Source organism: Paraburkholderia sp. UYCP14C (assembly GCF_004197395.1).
Taxonomy (GTDB): Bacteria; Pseudomonadota; Gammaproteobacteria; order Burkholderiales; family Burkholderiaceae; genus Paraburkholderia.
In genome coordinates, this window is sequence record NZ_SELS01000011.1 from 72,361 (window position 1) to 87,700 (window position 15,340).

Annotated in this window: 14 protein-coding genes; 7 read left to right on the forward strand and 7 right to left on the reverse strand. The window is 66.3% G+C overall.

Translation table 11 applies throughout. The features are described from left to right. Positions 1-3: 3 nt before the first annotated feature. Positions 4-894, reverse strand: coding sequence for a LysR family transcriptional regulator (locus tag EVC45_RS12755; protein ID WP_129958336.1), 891 nt, complete (start codon positions 892-894; stop codon positions 4-6). A gap of 138 nt (positions 895-1,032) precedes the next feature. On the opposite strand from EVC45_RS12755, the gene EVC45_RS12760 reads away from it, so the two are divergent. Together EVC45_RS12760 and EVC45_RS12765 are read left to right on the forward strand one after the other, a co-directional pair. Next, positions 1,033-1,758: a pirin family protein gene (locus tag EVC45_RS12760; protein WP_129958337.1), complete on the forward strand. Its 726-nt coding sequence runs from the start codon at positions 1,033-1,035 to the stop codon at positions 1,756-1,758. 99 nt (positions 1,759-1,857) lie between these two features. Next, a complete protein-coding gene (locus EVC45_RS12765) occupies positions 1,858-2,271 on the forward strand; it encodes a DoxX family protein (RefSeq protein ID WP_129958338.1) in 414 nt (137 codons plus the stop codon). 114 nt (positions 2,272-2,385) lie between these two features. On the opposite strand, the gene ahpF is transcribed toward EVC45_RS12765, so the two are convergent. The 3 genes from ahpF to prpR form a co-directional block, all read right to left on the reverse strand. Then, positions 2,386-3,978 (reverse strand): alkyl hydroperoxide reductase subunit F, encoded by a 1,593-nt coding sequence (ahpF, locus tag EVC45_RS12770; RefSeq protein ID WP_129958339.1) that lies wholly within the window; start codon positions 3,976-3,978, stop codon positions 2,386-2,388. Positions 3,979-4,151: 173 nt separating this feature from the next. Next, positions 4,152-4,715, reverse strand: coding sequence for an alkyl hydroperoxide reductase subunit C (gene ahpC / locus EVC45_RS12775; RefSeq protein ID WP_129958340.1), 564 nt, complete (start codon positions 4,713-4,715; stop codon positions 4,152-4,154). 150 nt (positions 4,716-4,865) lie between these two features. After that, complete coding sequence (gene prpR, locus EVC45_RS12780; protein WP_129958341.1) at positions 4,866-6,887, reverse strand: propionate catabolism operon regulatory protein PrpR; 2,022 nt, start codon at positions 6,885-6,887, stop codon at positions 4,866-4,868. 200 nt (positions 6,888-7,087) lie between these two features. On the opposite strand from prpR, the gene EVC45_RS12785 reads away from it, so the two are divergent. From EVC45_RS12785 to EVC45_RS12795, 3 genes are all read left to right on the forward strand, one after another. Further along, positions 7,088-7,972 carry an oxaloacetate decarboxylase gene (locus tag EVC45_RS12785; RefSeq protein WP_129958342.1) on the forward strand — a complete coding sequence of 295 codons (885 nt, stop codon included), beginning with the start codon at positions 7,088-7,090 and terminating at the stop codon, positions 7,970-7,972. A 318-nt stretch (positions 7,973-8,290) separates the two neighbouring features. Beyond that, entirely contained in the window at positions 8,291-9,730 is a 1,440-nt protein-coding gene (locus EVC45_RS12790) for an MFS transporter (protein WP_129958343.1), read from the forward strand. Between the two features lie 40 nt (positions 9,731-9,770). Further along, on the forward strand, positions 9,771-10,208 hold the full coding sequence (locus EVC45_RS12795; protein WP_129958344.1) for a GNAT family N-acetyltransferase: 438 nt from the start codon (positions 9,771-9,773) through the stop codon (positions 10,206-10,208). 39 nt (positions 10,209-10,247) lie between these two features. On the opposite strand, the gene EVC45_RS12800 is transcribed toward EVC45_RS12795, so the two are convergent. From EVC45_RS12800 to EVC45_RS12810, 3 genes are all read right to left on the reverse strand, one after another. Further along, positions 10,248-11,108 carry a 2OG-Fe(II) oxygenase gene (locus EVC45_RS12800; protein ID WP_129958345.1) on the reverse strand — a complete coding sequence of 287 codons (861 nt, stop codon included), beginning with the start codon at positions 11,106-11,108 and terminating at the stop codon, positions 10,248-10,250. A gap of 90 nt (positions 11,109-11,198) precedes the next feature. Then, positions 11,199-11,684 carry a nuclear transport factor 2 family protein gene (locus tag EVC45_RS12805; protein ID WP_129958346.1) on the reverse strand — a complete coding sequence of 162 codons (486 nt, stop codon included), beginning with the start codon at positions 11,682-11,684 and terminating at the stop codon, positions 11,199-11,201. 205 nt (positions 11,685-11,889) lie between these two features. Next, positions 11,890-13,467: an MFS transporter gene (locus EVC45_RS12810; protein ID WP_248295106.1), complete on the reverse strand. Its 1,578-nt coding sequence runs from the start codon at positions 13,465-13,467 to the stop codon at positions 11,890-11,892. 123 nt (positions 13,468-13,590) lie between these two features. Between EVC45_RS12810 and EVC45_RS12815 the strand changes: the two genes are divergently transcribed. Together EVC45_RS12815 and EVC45_RS12820 are read left to right on the forward strand one after the other, a co-directional pair. Further along, entirely contained in the window at positions 13,591-14,472 is an 882-nt protein-coding gene (locus EVC45_RS12815; RefSeq protein ID WP_129958347.1) for a LysR family transcriptional regulator, read from the forward strand. A gap of 201 nt (positions 14,473-14,673) precedes the next feature. Further along, positions 14,674-15,270 (forward strand): hypothetical protein, encoded by a 597-nt coding sequence (locus tag EVC45_RS12820; protein WP_248295107.1) that lies wholly within the window; start codon positions 14,674-14,676, stop codon positions 15,268-15,270. The last annotated feature ends 70 nt before the right edge of the window (positions 15,271-15,340 follow it).

The following is a 15,340-nucleotide window of genomic DNA, read 5'->3' on the forward strand; positions in this document are numbered from 1 at the left end:
ACTTCAACCCGCGAGCTTCTTCCTAAGATGCTTGCGCAGAAACTCGACGAATGCCCGGATCGTGACCGAGCTCTGCCGATGCTGCGGATACACGGCATAGACGCCCGTCGCCGTCGGCAGGAACGCTTCGAGCACGGGCACGAGCTGGCCGCTCGCCAGCGCATCGGCGACGATGAAATCGGGCAGCCGAACGATTCCAAGTCCCGCGACCGCCGAATCGCGAATCAGATCGCCGTTATTGGCCCGCAACGGCCCGCGCACCTCGACGCTCCTGATCGCGCCGTCGACGCGAAACTCCCAGCTCACCGCGCCGCCATGGCCGTACAGCAGACAGTCGTGGTTCGCGAGATCGGCCGGCACGGCCGGGCTGCCGCGCCGGCGCAGATAGGCGGGGCTGCAACACGCGACCATCTTCACATCGATCAGCTTCTGCGCGATCAGCGACGAATCCGCCAGCGTGCCGATCCGGATCGCCATGTCGAAGCCCTCGCCGACCACGTCGACGGCGCGGTCGCTCAGCTCCATGTCGAAGCGCACGTCGCGATGCTCGCGCAAAAACGCCGCGACGAGCGGCGACAGATGCATCATGCCGAACGACATCGGCGCGCTCACGCGTAGCAGCCCGCGCGGCCCGGCACGGCGCAGCGACATCGCCTGCTCGGCGTCCTCGACCTCGCCGAGGATGCGCTTCGCGCGCTCGTAGAACTCCTGCCCCAGATCGGTCACCGCCAGCTTGCGCGTGTTGCGAATCAACAGTTGCACGCCGAGCGCTTCCTCCAGCGCCATCACCCGGCGGCTCACGAACTGTTTCGACAGCGATAGCCGGTTCGCCGCGGCGGTGAAATTGTGGGCGTCGACGGTCGCGACGAAGATCCGCATGTCATCGAGCTGCATCGTATTGTCCACTCCAATGCGACAGTGTTTCCGTTTTCACCATAATTATAGCCATCCGAATTGACCTACACTGTCGTTCATGGATCGCAGCCAAACATCTGGCCCGGATCGCACGACAAAACTCAAGGAGAAAACAGCATGCTCGAAATCAGACACGCCAACCAACGTGGCCGCGCGGAACACGGCTGGCTCAGCTCGCGTCATACGTTTTCGTTCGCGCACTATCACGATCCGAAGCAGAACGGCTTCTCCGACCTCCTCGTGATCAACGACGACCGTGTGGCACCGGCGCAAGGCTTCGGCAAGCATCCGCATCGCGACATGGAAATCTTTTCGTACGTGCTCGAAGGCGCGCTCGAACACAAGGACACGATGGGCACGGGCTCGGTGATCGTGCCGGGCGACATCCAGTTGATGAGCGCAGGCACCGGCGTCGCGCACAGTGAATACAACCATTCGAAGAGCGAGCCGGTGCACTTCCTGCAGATCTGGATCGCGCCGGCGCAGCAAGGCACGAAGCCGCGCTATCAGCAACAGCACTTCGGCGCGGCCGACAAGCGTGGTGTGCTGCGCCTCGTGCTGTCGCCAGACGGTGCGGACGGTTCGCTGCAGCTGCAACAGGATGCGCGCGTGTACGCCGGTCTTTTCGACGGTGACGAAACCGCGCGGCTCGAACTCGCGAAGGACCGCTATGCTTTTGTTCATGTGGCGCGCGGCAGCGTCACGGTGAATGGTGTCGAGCTTGGCGAGGGCGACGGCGTGCGGGTGCGTGGCGAAGAAGCGCTGACGTTCACGCAAGGCCGCGACGCGGAAGTGCTCGTGTTCGACCTGCGCAATATCGAAACCTCGGCGTTGTGGGCGTAAGCGCTCCGCTCGCGCCGCTCGACTAACCCAATCTTGACCACGGCTCGCTGGACAATGGTTTCCAGCGAGCTTCACTCTTCTCCGCTATCGGGAAAAATCATGCGCTACACACTGTTTGAAAACCAGAAAGACACCATCGTTCTCGTCGCTCGAATCCTGCTGATGGTGCTGTTCGTGATGTTCGGCTGGTCGAAGCTGACCGGCTTTGCCGGCACCGTCGCTTATATGACGTCATCCGGCGCGCCCGTGCCGGAGCTGTCGGCTGTTATCGCGGTGGTGATGGAGCTGGTCGTGGGCGTCGCGCTGCTGGTGGGATTTTTCACGCGACCGCTGGCGCTGCTGCTTGCGGTGTATACGCTCGGCACCGCGATCATCGGGCATCACTACTGGAACATGACCGGCGCGGTGCAGTACGACAACATGATTCATTTCTACAAGAACATCGCAATCATTGGCGGCTTGCTGTTGTTGTGCGTGACCGGCCCCGGCAAGTATTCGTTCGATCGACGTTGATACCGATTCTCGCGCTTTAACGAAACAAGGCCCGCTTCCATGCGGGCTTTGTTGCGTGCGCACAATAAAAAACGGCGACCCGCGGGCCGCCGTTTGCGTCTTTGGTCAACCTGATCAAACCGCTGCTTCGGCTTCCTCGTCGCTGACCACCGCGACTTCTTCGCTGTTGCGGATCAGGTGATCGAATGCGGACAGCGATGCCTTCGCGCCTTCGCCCACCGCGATCACGATCTGCTTGAACGGCACCGTGGTCACGTCGCCGGCGGCGAACACGCCCGGCACCGACGTCGCGCCGCGCGCATCGACGACGATCTCGCCATGCTTCGACAGCTCGACCGTGCCCTTCAACCATTCGGTGTTCGGCACGAGACCGATCTGCACGAACACGCCTTCGAGCTCGACGTTCTTCACTTCGCCCGAAGCGAGGTCCTTGTAGACCAGACCATTGACCTTCTTGCCGTCGCCGGTGATTTCGGTGGTCTGCGCCTGCGTGACGACCGTCACGTTCGGCAGGCTGCGCAGCTTGCGTTGCAGCACTTCGTCGGCACGCAGCGTCGCGCCGAATTCGAGCAGCGTCACTTCGCGCACGAGGCCAGCGAGGTCGATCGCCGCTTCGACGCCCGAGTTGCCGCCGCCGATCACCGCGACGCGCTTGCCCTTGAACAGCGGGCCATCGCAGTGCGGGCAGTACGCGACGCCGTGATTGCGATACTCGCGCTCGCCCGGCACGTTGATTTCGCGCCAGCGCGCGCCGGTCGCGAGGATGATCGTCTTCGCCTTCAGCACCGCGCCATTGGCGAGACGCACTTCGTTGATGCGCCCCGGAATCAGCGCTTCGGCGCGCTGCACGTCCATGATGTCGACCTCATAGGTCTTCACATGCTGTTCGAGCGCGGTCGCGAACTTCGGGCCTTCGGTTTCGGTCACGGAGACGAAGTTTTCGATCGCCAGCGTATCGAGCACCTGACCGCCGAAGCGTTCGGCCACGACGCCGGTCGCAATACCCTTGCGCGCCGAGTAGATTGCCGCCGCCGCGCCCGCCGGGCCGCCGCCGACGATCAGCGTGTCGAACACCGGCTTCTTTTCCAGTTCCTTCGCGGCGCGCGCACCGGCGTTGGTGTCGAGCTTCGCGAGGATTTCCTTCACGCCGCTGCGACCCTGGCCGAAGGTTTCGCCGTTCAGGAACATGGTGGGTACCGCCATGATCTGGCGCGCGTCGACTTCGTTCTGGAACAGCGCGCCGTCGATCGCGACGTGACGGATCCGCGGATTGATCAACGCCATCACGTTCAGCGCCTGCACGACTTCCGGGCAGTTCTGGCACGACAGCGAGAAATACGTTTCGAACTGGTAGTCGCCGTCGAGGCTGCGGATCTGTTCGATCACCGCATCGTCGAGTTTGACCGGATGGCCGCCGACCTGCAGCAGTGCGAGGACCAGCGACGTGAATTCATGCCCCATCGGAATGCCGGCGAAACGGATGCCGGTGTCCTTGCCCGCTTCGCCAATCGAAAACGACGGCTTGCGCTCGCTGTCGCCGCGACGCTCGATCACCGTGACGCGCTCCGACAACGTCGCGATGTCGTTCAGCAGAGCCAGCAGTTCCTGCGACTTCGCGCTGTCGTCGACCGATGCGACGAGCTCGATAGGCCTGCTAACTTTTTCGAGGTACGACTTCAGTTGAGTCTTGAGATTGGCGTCAAGCATGGCGTTGCGATTCCGTGACGAGGGGTGTGGGTGTCCCGGCGCCGCGCGCATCCCGATAGAACATGTGCGGCCCGGGGACGCGCGAAGCGCCGTATCAGGCGATTCGCGCGGGTGTTGCGCCGGGAAGATCCCGGTAGATGCAGACTGCGGATGCAGCGTGAGCTGCGCGGACCTTAGATCTTGCCGATCAGGTCGAGCGACGGGGTCAGCGTTTCTGCGCCCGGCGTCCACTTGGCGGGGCACACTTCGCCCGGATGCTTCGCGATGTATTGCGCAGCCTGAACCTTGCGCAGCAGTTCGCCAGCGTCACGGCCGATGCCGTTGTCGTGGATTTCGCACAGCTTGATCTCGCCTTCCGGGTTGATCACGAACGTGCCGCGCAGCGCGAGGCCTTCTTCTTCGATCAGCACGTCGAAGTTGCGCGAGATAGCGAGCGTCGGGTCAGCCAGCATCGGGTACTTGATCTTCTGGATCGTGTCCGACGTGTCGTGCCATGCCTTGTGCGTGAAGTGCGTGTCGGTCGAGACGCTGTAGATCTCAACGCCGATCTTCTTGAACTCTTCGTAACGATCGGCCAGGTCACCCAGTTCGGTCGGGCACACGAACGTGAAGTCGGCCGGGTAGAACACGAAAACCGACCACTTGCCCTTCAGGCTTTCTTCAGTGACGGTCTTGAAATCGCCGTTGTGGTAAGCCTGTGCTTTGAACGGTTTGACTTGACTGTTGATGATCGGCATTTGCTGAATCCTCTCTGTGAGGGGGGTTGGAAAGTGGAGTCAGTATGTCAGACTGCGCTTAATAGGTAAAGTGGATTGTATTAATGAGATCAATAGTCTGACCCTATTCATTTTAGCGGTCCAGACTATCGGAAGGATTTGCCGGGCGATTCAGCCCTTCAGAAGCCGCCACAGCGTGGTGCGGCCGATGCCGAGCGCGCGGCTCGCGGCGACGCGATTGCCGCCGGATCGTTCGAGGGCGCGCAGCGCGTCCTCGCGGCTGGGGGTGGCGCGGGGCGCCGAACTGCCGGGCGGAGAGCCCTGAGGCGCCTGCGTAACGCGCTCGACGCCGGCCGGCCTGACCCGGGCGAACTCGGGAAACACAGCCTGCCAGTCTGGCAAGGCGTCGGCGGTCGAGTTCCCGGACATCTCACCGGTCACGTCGCCCATATAAATCGCCGCGCGCGCCAGCAGATTTTCCAGTTCGCGGACGTTGCCGGGCCACGCGTAGTTCGCAAAAAGCGGGTCGAGAAACGCGAGCACCCGCTCGAGCGCCGCCGCCGACAAGCCGTACTGCAGCGCGCTGCGCTCCAGCAGATGCCGCGCCAGCGGCGCGATGTCGGCGCGGCGTTCGCGCAGCGGCGGCAATTTTATCTGAAGCAGATTTAATCTGAAATACAGATCCGCGCGAAACGAGCCCTGCTCGACGAGCGCATGCAGATCGCGATGCGTCGCGGCGATCACGCGCACGTCGACCGGCGTCGCGCGGCCCGCGCCGAGCTTCATCACCTCGCGCTCCTGCAGCACGCGCAACAGCCGGCTTTGCAGCGCCGCCGGCATCTCGCCGATCTCATCGAGAAAAATGGTGCCGGTGTGCGCGATTTCAAACAGCCCCGGCTTGCCGCCGCGCCGCGCCCCCGTGAACGCCCCTTCCTCGTGCCCGAACAGTTCGCTTTCGATCAGCCCCTCGGGCAGCGCCGCGCAGTTGAACGCGACGAACGGATTGCCGCGCCGCCGGCTCGCGTTGTGGATGCCCTGCGCCACCAACTCCTTGCCGGTGCCGCTTTCGCCGCTCAGCAGCACGGTCGCGTCGTGCGCGGCACCTGCGCGCGCGAGCCGGCGCACGCGCTCGAGCGCCACTGAAGCGCCGATCAGATCGTCGAGCCGATGCCGCGCGACCAGATGCCTCGGCCGCTGGCTGGTGCGCAGCGAACGGTCGATCCGCTGCGCGACGAGCGCGTCCTGCGCGGTCACGACGAACCCGGCGCGCGCGCCCTGCTCGACGATCGGCACACAGTTGACGATCAGCGCACGGCCGCCGATCTGCTCGATGCGCTCGTCGACCGGCTGCTCGGCGGTGCGCGTCTCGCGCAACAGCGGCGCGAGCGCGCGAGCGACTCGCGCCGGGGTGTCCTCATCGTCTTTGGGGAACTGCTGGGCAGCGCCTAGACCGAGCAGTTCGAGCATCGCCGGATTGACCGCTTCGAGCTGGCCGGCTTCGTCGAACGCGGCGACGCCGTCGCGCAGATGCGCGACGATCGTGTTCAGGCGCACCCGCTTCGATTCCTTCTGGCGGCTCACGCGCGCGAGTTCGACCGAGCGCTCGAACGCTTCCTCGACCGCGGCGAGCGAGTACAGGAACACGCTTTCCATGCCGGCCTGCTGCGCCAGATCGCAGGCCATGCCGGCGCCGACCACCACGCGGCAGCCTTGCGCGGCGAGTTCATTGACCGCTAGCCGCACTTCGTCGACCGACCGGTACGCGCGTTGCCGCAGATCGACATTCAGCAGCGGGCTCAGGTCGGCCAGTTCCTGCGCGATCGCTTCGTGCAGCACGAGGCCGATGCGCGTCTGCGGCCACGTAGCGGTAGCGCGCGTGATTGCGCTCAACACGTCGAAGCCGTTCACCTTGACCATCACGACCGGCACGCTGAGGTTCTCGCGCAGGTACGCGCCGTTCGACCCGGCGGACAGTACGACGTCGACGGAACCCGCGTCGACGTACGCCTGCAGCGCGGCGACGGCGGCGCCGTAGCCCTCGCGCACCGTGAAGAATTTCGCCCGGCCGGCATAGCGTGGCGCCACCGCCTCGCAAAGCGATTGCAGTCGGCTGATACTGACGAGTGCGACGCCGGGGCGGCCGGCATCGACGGCGGGACTCGGGTTCGCGACGAATGGTGTGAACGTGGACACCGCGACTCTCCTTGATTGAAACGTTCCGCGAAACGTTTCATGAAACGTTCCACCGATTGTGCCACGAACCTTCAGGTCGAGCCCATCCCGCGCGAACCCTTGTTGCAGCGGCCCGACCCCCGAAATGCCAGCCAATGGCACGCTTCCTGCGGAATGTCGCCCGCGTTCCACTAACGATTGCTCTTCTGGAGACCTGCATCATGACCACCACTTCCGCCACCCGCCGCGCCGCCTTCCGCGCCAAGGTCAATCAGCGTCAGGGCCTGCTCGTGCCCGGCGCGTTCAATGCGATGAGCGCGCGCGTGATCGAGGACGCCGGCTTCGAGGCGGTCTATATCACCGGAGCGGGCGTCACCAACATGTCGCTCGGCCTGCCCGACCTCGGCTTCATCGGCCTCGCCGAGGTCGCCGAGCACACCGCACGGATCCGCGACGCGGTCGCGCTGCCGCTGATCGTCGATGCCGACACCGGCTTCGGCAACGCGCTGAACGTGCGCCAGACCGTGCGCGTGCTCGAGCGCAGCGGCGCCGACGTGATCCAGTTCGAAGACCAGGTGATGCCGAAGAAATGCGGCCACTTCGCGGGCAAGGAAGTCGTCGCGACGAGCGAGATGGTCGGCAAGATCCGCGCGGCCGTCGACGCGCGCGAAGACGCGAACCTGCAGATCATGGCGCGCACCGACGCGGCGGCGGTCCACGGCATCGAGGACGCGATCGAGCGCGGCCATCGCTTCATCGAGGCGGGCGCCGACATCCTGTTCATCGAGGCGACCGAATCGCTCGCCGACATCGAGCGTTTGCCGGGGCTGTTCGACGTGCCGCAGCTGATCAACATCGTGATCGGCGGCAAGACGCCGGTGCAGTCGCGCGACGCGCTCGGCAAGCTCGGCTACGGCATCGTGCTGTACGCGAACGCGGCGCTGCAAGGTGCGGTGCTCGGCATGCAGCGCGCGCTCGGCACGCTGCAAAGCAACGGCCGCCTCGACGAGGACGCGACGCTCGTCGCGCCGTTCAGCGAGCGCCAGCGGCTCGTCAACAAGCCGCTGTATGACCGGCTGGACAAGGAGTACGCGGCGAAGGACTGACGCACCGGCGGCGGCGCGGCGGCGCGACGCGCTGCACGCCAGCGCGATGTGGGACTCTTTATTGCGTTAGGATTCGGGGCTGGCAAGTGGGGCTGAAAATCGAGGCTGAAAATCAGGCAGCCGCAGTTCCCGCCAGCCCGTCGCGACCGTTCGCGACCCCGGCCTCTGTCGCCGGCCCGTTTTCCCGGATGACGGCCGAAACACCCAACGCAATCAAAAGGTAGTCGCAAGCATCATGAAGTCGAACTCTTCGCGCGGCCCGCGCCCGCCCGTCCATGGTCTTTCCGCCCTCGGGCGCCCGGCACGGGAGCTCGCGCGATGAGCAGCAGCGACACCCGCATCGCGCACGTCGGCTGGCTGCCGTACATCGTCGCGGCCACCTTCTTCATGGAGTACCTCGACACCACGGTGATCGCCACCGCGCTGCCGCAGATGGCGCGTTCGTTCGACGTCGGCCCGAACAGCCTGAGCCTCGGCATGACCGCCTACATGCTCGCGCTCGCGATCTTCATCCCGGTGAGCGGCTGGGTCGCCGACCGTTGCGGCGCGCGCACCGTGTTCGTCAGTGCGATCGGCGTGTTCACGGTCGCGTCGATACTGTGCGGGCTGTCGCAGAACGTGCCCGAGTTCACGGCCGCGCGGCTGCTGCAAGGCATCGGCGGCGCGATGATGGTGCCGGTCGGCCGTCTGATCGTGGTCCGCAGCACCGAGAAAGCCCGCCTGATGCAGGCGATCTCGACCATCACATGGCCCGCCATCGCGGCGCCGGTGATCGGGCCGCCGATCGGCGGCTTCATCACGACCTACGCGTCGTGGCGCTGGATCTTCCTGTTGAACGTGCCGTTCGGCCTCGCGGCGATCGCGGTCGCGCTCGCCATCGTGCCGAACCTGCGCGGCACCGAACGCAAGCCGCTCGACGTCGTCGGCCTGCTGCTGAGCGGCGTCGCGCTGACCGCGATCCTGTACGGCGCGGAGCTCGCGAGCCAGCCGGCCACCAACCCGTGGCTCGCGGTCTCGATCGTGGCGGGCGGTCTGCTGGTCGGCGTGGTCGCATTCCTGCACGCCAAGGGTCATCGGCATCCGCTCGTCGACGTGTCGACGCTGAAAGTGCCGACGTTCTCGGTGACGGTCGTCACCGGCTCGTTCACGCGCATCGGCATCGGCGCGGTGCCTTATTTGATGCCGCTTCTGTTCCAGGTCGGCTTCGGTCTGTCGGCGTTCCGCTCGGGCCTGCTGCTGCTCGCGAGCGCGCTCGGCAACCTCGGCATGAAGGCGCTGACCACGCGCATCCTGCAGCGCTACGGCTTCCGAATGGTGTCGATCGTCGACGTGGCGGTGGCCGGCATTTTCATCATCGCGTGCGGGCTGCTGACGCCGAACGTGCCGCTCGTGCTCGTGCTCATCGTCGTGTTCGTGTACGGCGTGACGCGCTCGATGCAGTTTTCGACGCTCGCGACGCTCGCCTACGCCGACATCGCGCAGCCACAGATGAGCGCGGCGAGCACGCTGTGGAGTGCGGCCATGCAAATGTCGATCGGTCTGGGCATCGCGTTCGGCGCGGTGTCACTGCGTATCGCGGCACTGTTCAACGGCGAGACGAGCGGCCACGTGTTCACGCTCGACGATTTCCGTCTCGCGTTCCTGTTTGCCGGCGTGCTGACGCTGCTGTCGGTAGTCGGATACATGGGGCTCGCGCGCAATGCCGGCCAGAGTATCGGCGGGGGCTCGCGCGGCGGCGAGACCGCCGCGAAGAGCTAACGGGCACACGCTACCGCTACGCGAACTAGGGAGACGCGCCGTGCAAGCAGGCGAACTGACGATTTCCAGTCGCAACGACGATCTCGACCTCGACATGGTCTATGCGTTCCTGTCGCGGGAAACGCCGTGGGCCAAGGACATGCCGCGGGCGACCTTCGAGCGGGCCGTCGCCGGTTCGCTGTGCTTCGGCGGCTTTGTCGACGGGCAGCAGATCGCGTTCGCGCGCCTCATCACCGACGCGGCGACCTTCGCTTACCTGTGCGACGTGTTCGTCCTGCCGGCGTATCGCGGCCGGGGGTATGCGTCGGCGTTGATGAAACACATCTTCGCGAGCCCGTCGCTCGCCAGCCTGCGCAGGGTCGTGCTGGTCACGACCGACGCGCATCACGTCTATGCGCCGCATGGGTTCACGTCGCTCGCGAATCCCGAGCGGTATATGGAGCTGCACCGGCCGGACGTTTACCGAGCGGCCGACTAGGCGCCGTATCAGCACGCTTCCCACGCGCGAAATTCAGTCTCAGCCGTACGCGCGCTCGCGCAGCCACTTCGTCATGATCCATTTGTCGCCGGCCAGCACCGGCGCGCCGCCGTGCAGGCTCGACGGATCGAGCTGGCGCTCACCGTTCATGTAGCGGAAATACACCGCGCCGCCCGCGCGCGCCGCGACCGACAGGCCCACCGCGGGAAACACCGTCTCGCCGCCGTCGGCGACGTCGTTCAGATAGACGATCAGCGTCGCGACGCGTTGGCCGCCCTGCGCGGTGTGCACCGCGCTGCCCGGCTGATCGGGCGCGAAGAAATCGAAATGCGGGCTGTACTCGCCGCTCGTGTCGTAATGCAGCACCTGCAGGCCTTCGCCGTTTTCGAGCGGCCAGTTCGTCAGGCTCTCGATGCGCCGTTCGATTCGCGCAATCAACTCATCCTCGCCACGCCGATACCAGACGCCCTCGCTGGTGCGGTTGCGGATCACGTCCTCGTGGCCGGTCAGCGGATTGACCGTCGTCGAGCGATTCAACCGATTCCGCGAGCGTTCGATCAGCTCGGCGCATTCGGCGACGGACAGCAGGTCGGCGAACACCACGAGTTGCGGACGCTCGCAGCGCAGCAGCACGCGCACGTCGCGGTCGTCGGCGCGGATCAGGTTGCCGCGCGCGACCGGCGCGGCGTCGTATCGATAAGGCTGGGTGGCCGGATCGGCGACGCTGGCCGCCATGGCCGGGTCGGCCGAATGGTGGTCGAACGCATGGTGGACGGCAACGCGGGCGTCGCCGTCGGCAAAACCGGCCTGCACCATCGCGTCGATCATCGAGCCCGGCGTGCAGCCGCGCGCGACATTGCTGCTCAGCCACTCTTGCCAGGCGGCATCGACGACTCGCATAGCGCTTCCCTTGCGGCGGTCCGGCAACGAGTGCCGGCACGCCCGTGCTTCGATGATAGCTAGCGCGATGGGCGCGGCGCCCGCACGCGCCTACTCGCGCTCGCGCTGCAGTTGCCCGCGATAGTGCAGCAGGCCCCGGCGCGCCTGTTGCCTGAGCAGCCGCTGCACGAACGGCGACCAGCCGAACAGCGTGCCGCGCACGCCCATCGCCTGCCGCATCCACAGCCACAGATCGAAGCGGTCACGATGCTCGACGATGAGCCCGTCGCGGAACACGAAACGAGCCTCGATCCGGTTCACGACGTCGCGCCCTGTCTGGACGAAACGGTAGCGCGCCACCCACTGCGCGCGACCGGTGCGGTCGTCCGCTTCGATGTCGCTGAAGGTCAGCGTGAAGTCCTGCGCATGCTTGACGAGCATGCGCCACATGTCGCGCACTTCGTCGCCGACCAGCTCGCCGAAGGCGGGGTCGCTGAAGACGACGTCGTCGGCATAACAGGCGACCATGGTCTCGGCGTCGCGTTGCTGGAAGGCGGTGTAGAAGCGTTCGATCAGCTCGGTGTTGGGATGGCTCATTGATGTCGTATGGTGTATTGCGGGAGCGCGCGTGATGCACGCGCGGAGTCGCGCCGCGCTCCGGAAAAACAGCCCGCGCGCGGTAGGCGGCGGGCATGGCGCACACGATATAGGAAAACGGGGGAAATGGGGGCGCGGTGCGAGCCGGTGATGGCGTTAGTTTTCCCGCTGCACGATCGCCGCCGCACGATTCCGGCTTCCCGCTTCACCCTTCCGATACCGCGCCCGTCAACCGCACGACCTCCGTGCGCCCGGCCAGCCCCCACACCACCACCGCCACCGACGCCGCGACGAGCGCCGCCACGCCCAGCGCCGCCGCAAAACCCGCGGCGAAGCTTGCCTGCGCGGCCGCCGCCAGCGTCGCGCGTAGCGCAGGCGCCAGCGACACAGTGGCCTGCGCGGTGTCGCCCGCCATCACGCGCGACATGAAACCGGCATCGAGCGCGGCGCGCACGGCCGGCGTCAACGGCGTGGCCGCGACGAACGCTGCGCGCGTGTGCGCGGCCAGTACCGCGCCGAGCACGCCGACCGACGTGACGATCGCGGTAAAGCGTGTCGTCGTGCTGATACCCGAAGCCATCCCGGTCCGCTCCGGCGGCACGCACGCCATGATCGCCTTCTGGGTGTCGCCGTTCAGTATGCCCGCGCCGAGTCCGGTCACGAGCATGCCGCCCGCGACCCATGCGTAATGCGCGCCGCCGGCCGCGAGCGCGGTCAGCAGATTGCCGAGCGCGATCAGCACGAGGCCCGCGCTCAGCAGCAGCATCGGCGGAATTCGCCTGCCGAGCGCCGCGCCAACGTAGGGCCCCACGACCATCGCAAGCGCGAACGGCAGCATGCCGATGCCCGCGGCCACCGCCGACAGGCCGAACGCGTTCTGCAGATACAGCGGCAGGAACGTCATCATCACTTGCGCGCACGCGGCATAGCCGAACATCGCGAGCACCGCGGCGACGAAACGCGGCTGGCGGAACAGCGCGAGATCGATCATCGGATGCGCGCGGCGCCGCTGCAGTTGCACGAACGCGCCGCCCAGCAGCGCGCAGACCGCGAGCCGCGCGCCGGTGGTCCAGCTCGCGAAGCCGTGCGACGGCGCGTCGATCAATGCCCAGATGCCGCTGGCGAGCGCGAGGCCGAATAACAGGCTGCCGGCGCCATCGAGCGGACCGGGCGCGGGGTTGCGCGACTCGGCGAGCTCGCGCGACGCGCACCACCCAAGCACGCCGCACACCGGCAGATTGAGCAGAAAGATCCAGCGCCAGCCGAGCCATTGCGTGATCACGCCGCCAATCAGCGGCGCGATCGTCGTCGCGACGCCCATGCAGGTGCCCCACGCCGCCCACGCGCGCACGCGGGCGGGGCCGTCGTGAAAGGCGTTGGCGATGACCGCCAGCGCGGCCGTCAGCAGCATTGCGGCACCCACGCCTTTGACCGCGCGCGCCACGTTCAACACGAGCGCCGACGTCGCGAGCCCGCAACCAAGCGACGCCAGGCTGAACACCGCGAGCCCGACGAGCAGCATGCGCTTGCGGCCCACGCGATCGGCGAGCGCCCCCGCCGACAGCAGGCACGACGCGAACGCGACCATGTAGGCGCTGACGACCCATTCGACCTCGGCGAAGCTCGCGTGGAACGAGCGCGCGATCGACGGCAGCGACACGGCGACCACGTTGGTATCGAGCACGATCAGCGCGCAGGTGGCCGACGCGATGGCCAGCACGAAAGCTGGACGGGCGGCGGGCGGTGGCGTTGCCGACGCACCGCGGTGGCGGACAGATGACATAGGGACGGCTCGCGATAAAGCGAAGGACGGAGCGGAAGTGACGTCATCGTAACCGCCGTACTATTGCCTGTCATTCACCTAAAATCACGGAATAATTAGCAATTCAATCAATACTGGAAAAGCATGCGACAACTTGAACTGCGTCATATCCGTGCCTTCGTGTGCGTCGCTCAACAGCTGCATTTCGCGCGCGCCGCCGACGAGCTCGGCATCGCCGCGCCGTCGCTGACGCGGCTGATTCAGGAGACCGAGCGGCTGCTCGGCGTGCGACTGTTCTATCGCACGAAGCGTTCGGTCGCGTTGAGCGCGGCGGGCAGCGCCTATCTCGCCGAAGCGCTGGTGGCGCTCGATCATCTCGAGCGCGCCGCGCAGCGCGCGTTGCTCGCCGGGCGCGGTGAAGTGGGACGCATCGAGGTCGGCTATGTGGCGTCGGCCGCGTACGCGGGCGTCTTGCAGAAAGCGGTCGGCGGCTTTCGCGGCACGCATGCGGGCGTCGAGGTATCGATCCGCGAAGTGCCGATGGACGAGGTCGCCGCGATGCTCGGCGACGGTCTGCTCGATGCGGCCTACGTGCGTCCGCCAATGCCGCTCGCGAACGGCATTCTGGCCACGACCGTGCATCGCGACCGTTTCGTGCTCGCGCTGCCGGCCGATTCGCCGCTCGCCGACTCAGCCAGCGTGCGGCCCGCGCAACTGCGCGACCAGTGTTTCGTGCTGCCCGAACAGGAGTCCGGCACCTTCGAAGTCGCGCGGCGCGGCCGTTTCCCGCCGCGGCTCGGCCCGCGGCCCGGCACGCTCGCGGCCGTGCTCGCCTGCGTGTCGCTCGGCGGTTACGTGTCGGTCGTGCCGCATACGCTCGCCGATTGCATCGCGCTGCCGGGCGTCGTCTACCGCGACATCGCCGGTCAGCCGATCGGGTCCGAAATCGCGCTCGCGTTTCGTCAGCACGAGCGAGCGCCGGCCGTCAAGGCGTTCCTGCGCTTCGCGCGTGGTGGTAAAGACTGAGGCTGACTGCAGCGCCGCTACGTGCATCGAGGCCGGTGATAGCGAACGGTCGTCAGGTTTCGCATCCACACAGCGGCGGCCTTTCGTTATATCCTCTCGGATATTACGGTAGCGCTTGCCGACGAGCGGCGAAGTTCAACGAAGCAGCAGGAGCCATCAGCGGTGCGCAGTCGATCTACGTTGTCAATTCCGGGGCCACGCATGTCATCCGGCCAGAGCGAGGCCAACGAGATCTCGTCGGCGATCGTCGCGGTGAGGTCAGCCTCCGGGCGCGGCCGGGCCGAATCGATCCGCGACGTCGTCGACGCGTACCGGCGTCTGTACGGCAGCGTGCAGCGCTTCGTGACGATGCTGAGCGGCGACCAGATGAGCTTCAAGTCGATCGGCACGTCGGGCTCGCATTCGCTGAACCAGTTGTTGTCGATGCTCGCGGAGCAGGCGCGCGCCACCGCGTTCACGCGACTACGCGAGCTAAAGATGACGATCGAGGAAGCGCAGCTTGCCGAGCCGTTGCGCGACACGATCTTCTCCGACGCGTTCAGCAATGACCCGCCCGCGTTGCGCCGGGTGGTCGCGGAACTCGAACGGCTCGACGCCGCGATGGTCGGGCTGTGCGTCAGGCACGTGCTCGAGCAGCATGCGCGGCCGTCCGGCGAAGCGGTCACGCCCATCACCCGCACCACGGGCCGGCGCGAACGGGAGGCTGTACGCCGTGCGCGACCGGCAGGCAGCGCCAGCGTGATCGCGGAACCGTCGAACGTACGCTCGCAGGCCACGCTCGCACGCTCCGCCGACTGATGCACTGATACACCGATTGCAAAAGCGCCGCCGAATGACCGCTGTTTGCGCGCACCGTTATATCAACGCG

Coding starts and splice junctions, on each gene's coding strand:
- EVC45_RS12755 (WP_129958336.1), bottom strand. CDS start 894: ATGCAGCTCGATGACATGCGGATCTTCGTCGCGACCGTCGACGCCCAC.
- ahpC (WP_129958340.1), bottom strand. CDS start 4,715: ATGCCGATCATCAACAGTCAAGTCAAACCGTTCAAAGCACAGGCTTAC.
- EVC45_RS12820 (WP_248295107.1), top strand. CDS start 14,674: ATGTCATCCGGCCAGAGCGAGGCCAACGAGATCTCGTCGGCGATCGTC.
- EVC45_RS12815 (WP_129958347.1), top strand. CDS start 13,591: ATGCGACAACTTGAACTGCGTCATATCCGTGCCTTCGTGTGCGTCGCT.
- EVC45_RS12765 (WP_129958338.1), top strand. CDS start 1,858: ATGCGCTACACACTGTTTGAAAACCAGAAAGACACCATCGTTCTCGTC.
- EVC45_RS12810 (WP_248295106.1), bottom strand. CDS start 13,467: ATGTCATCTGTCCGCCACCGCGGTGCGTCGGCAACGCCACCGCCCGCC.
- EVC45_RS12785 (WP_129958342.1), top strand. CDS start 7,088: ATGACCACCACTTCCGCCACCCGCCGCGCCGCCTTCCGCGCCAAGGTC.
- ahpF (WP_129958339.1), bottom strand. CDS start 3,978: ATGCTTGACGCCAATCTCAAGACTCAACTGAAGTCGTACCTCGAAAAA.
- EVC45_RS12805 (WP_129958346.1), bottom strand. CDS start 11,684: ATGAGCCATCCCAACACCGAGCTGATCGAACGCTTCTACACCGCCTTC.
- EVC45_RS12760 (WP_129958337.1), top strand. CDS start 1,033: ATGCTCGAAATCAGACACGCCAACCAACGTGGCCGCGCGGAACACGGC.
- EVC45_RS12800 (WP_129958345.1), bottom strand. CDS start 11,108: ATGCGAGTCGTCGATGCCGCCTGGCAAGAGTGGCTGAGCAGCAATGTC.
- EVC45_RS12790 (WP_129958343.1), top strand. CDS start 8,291: ATGAGCAGCAGCGACACCCGCATCGCGCACGTCGGCTGGCTGCCGTAC.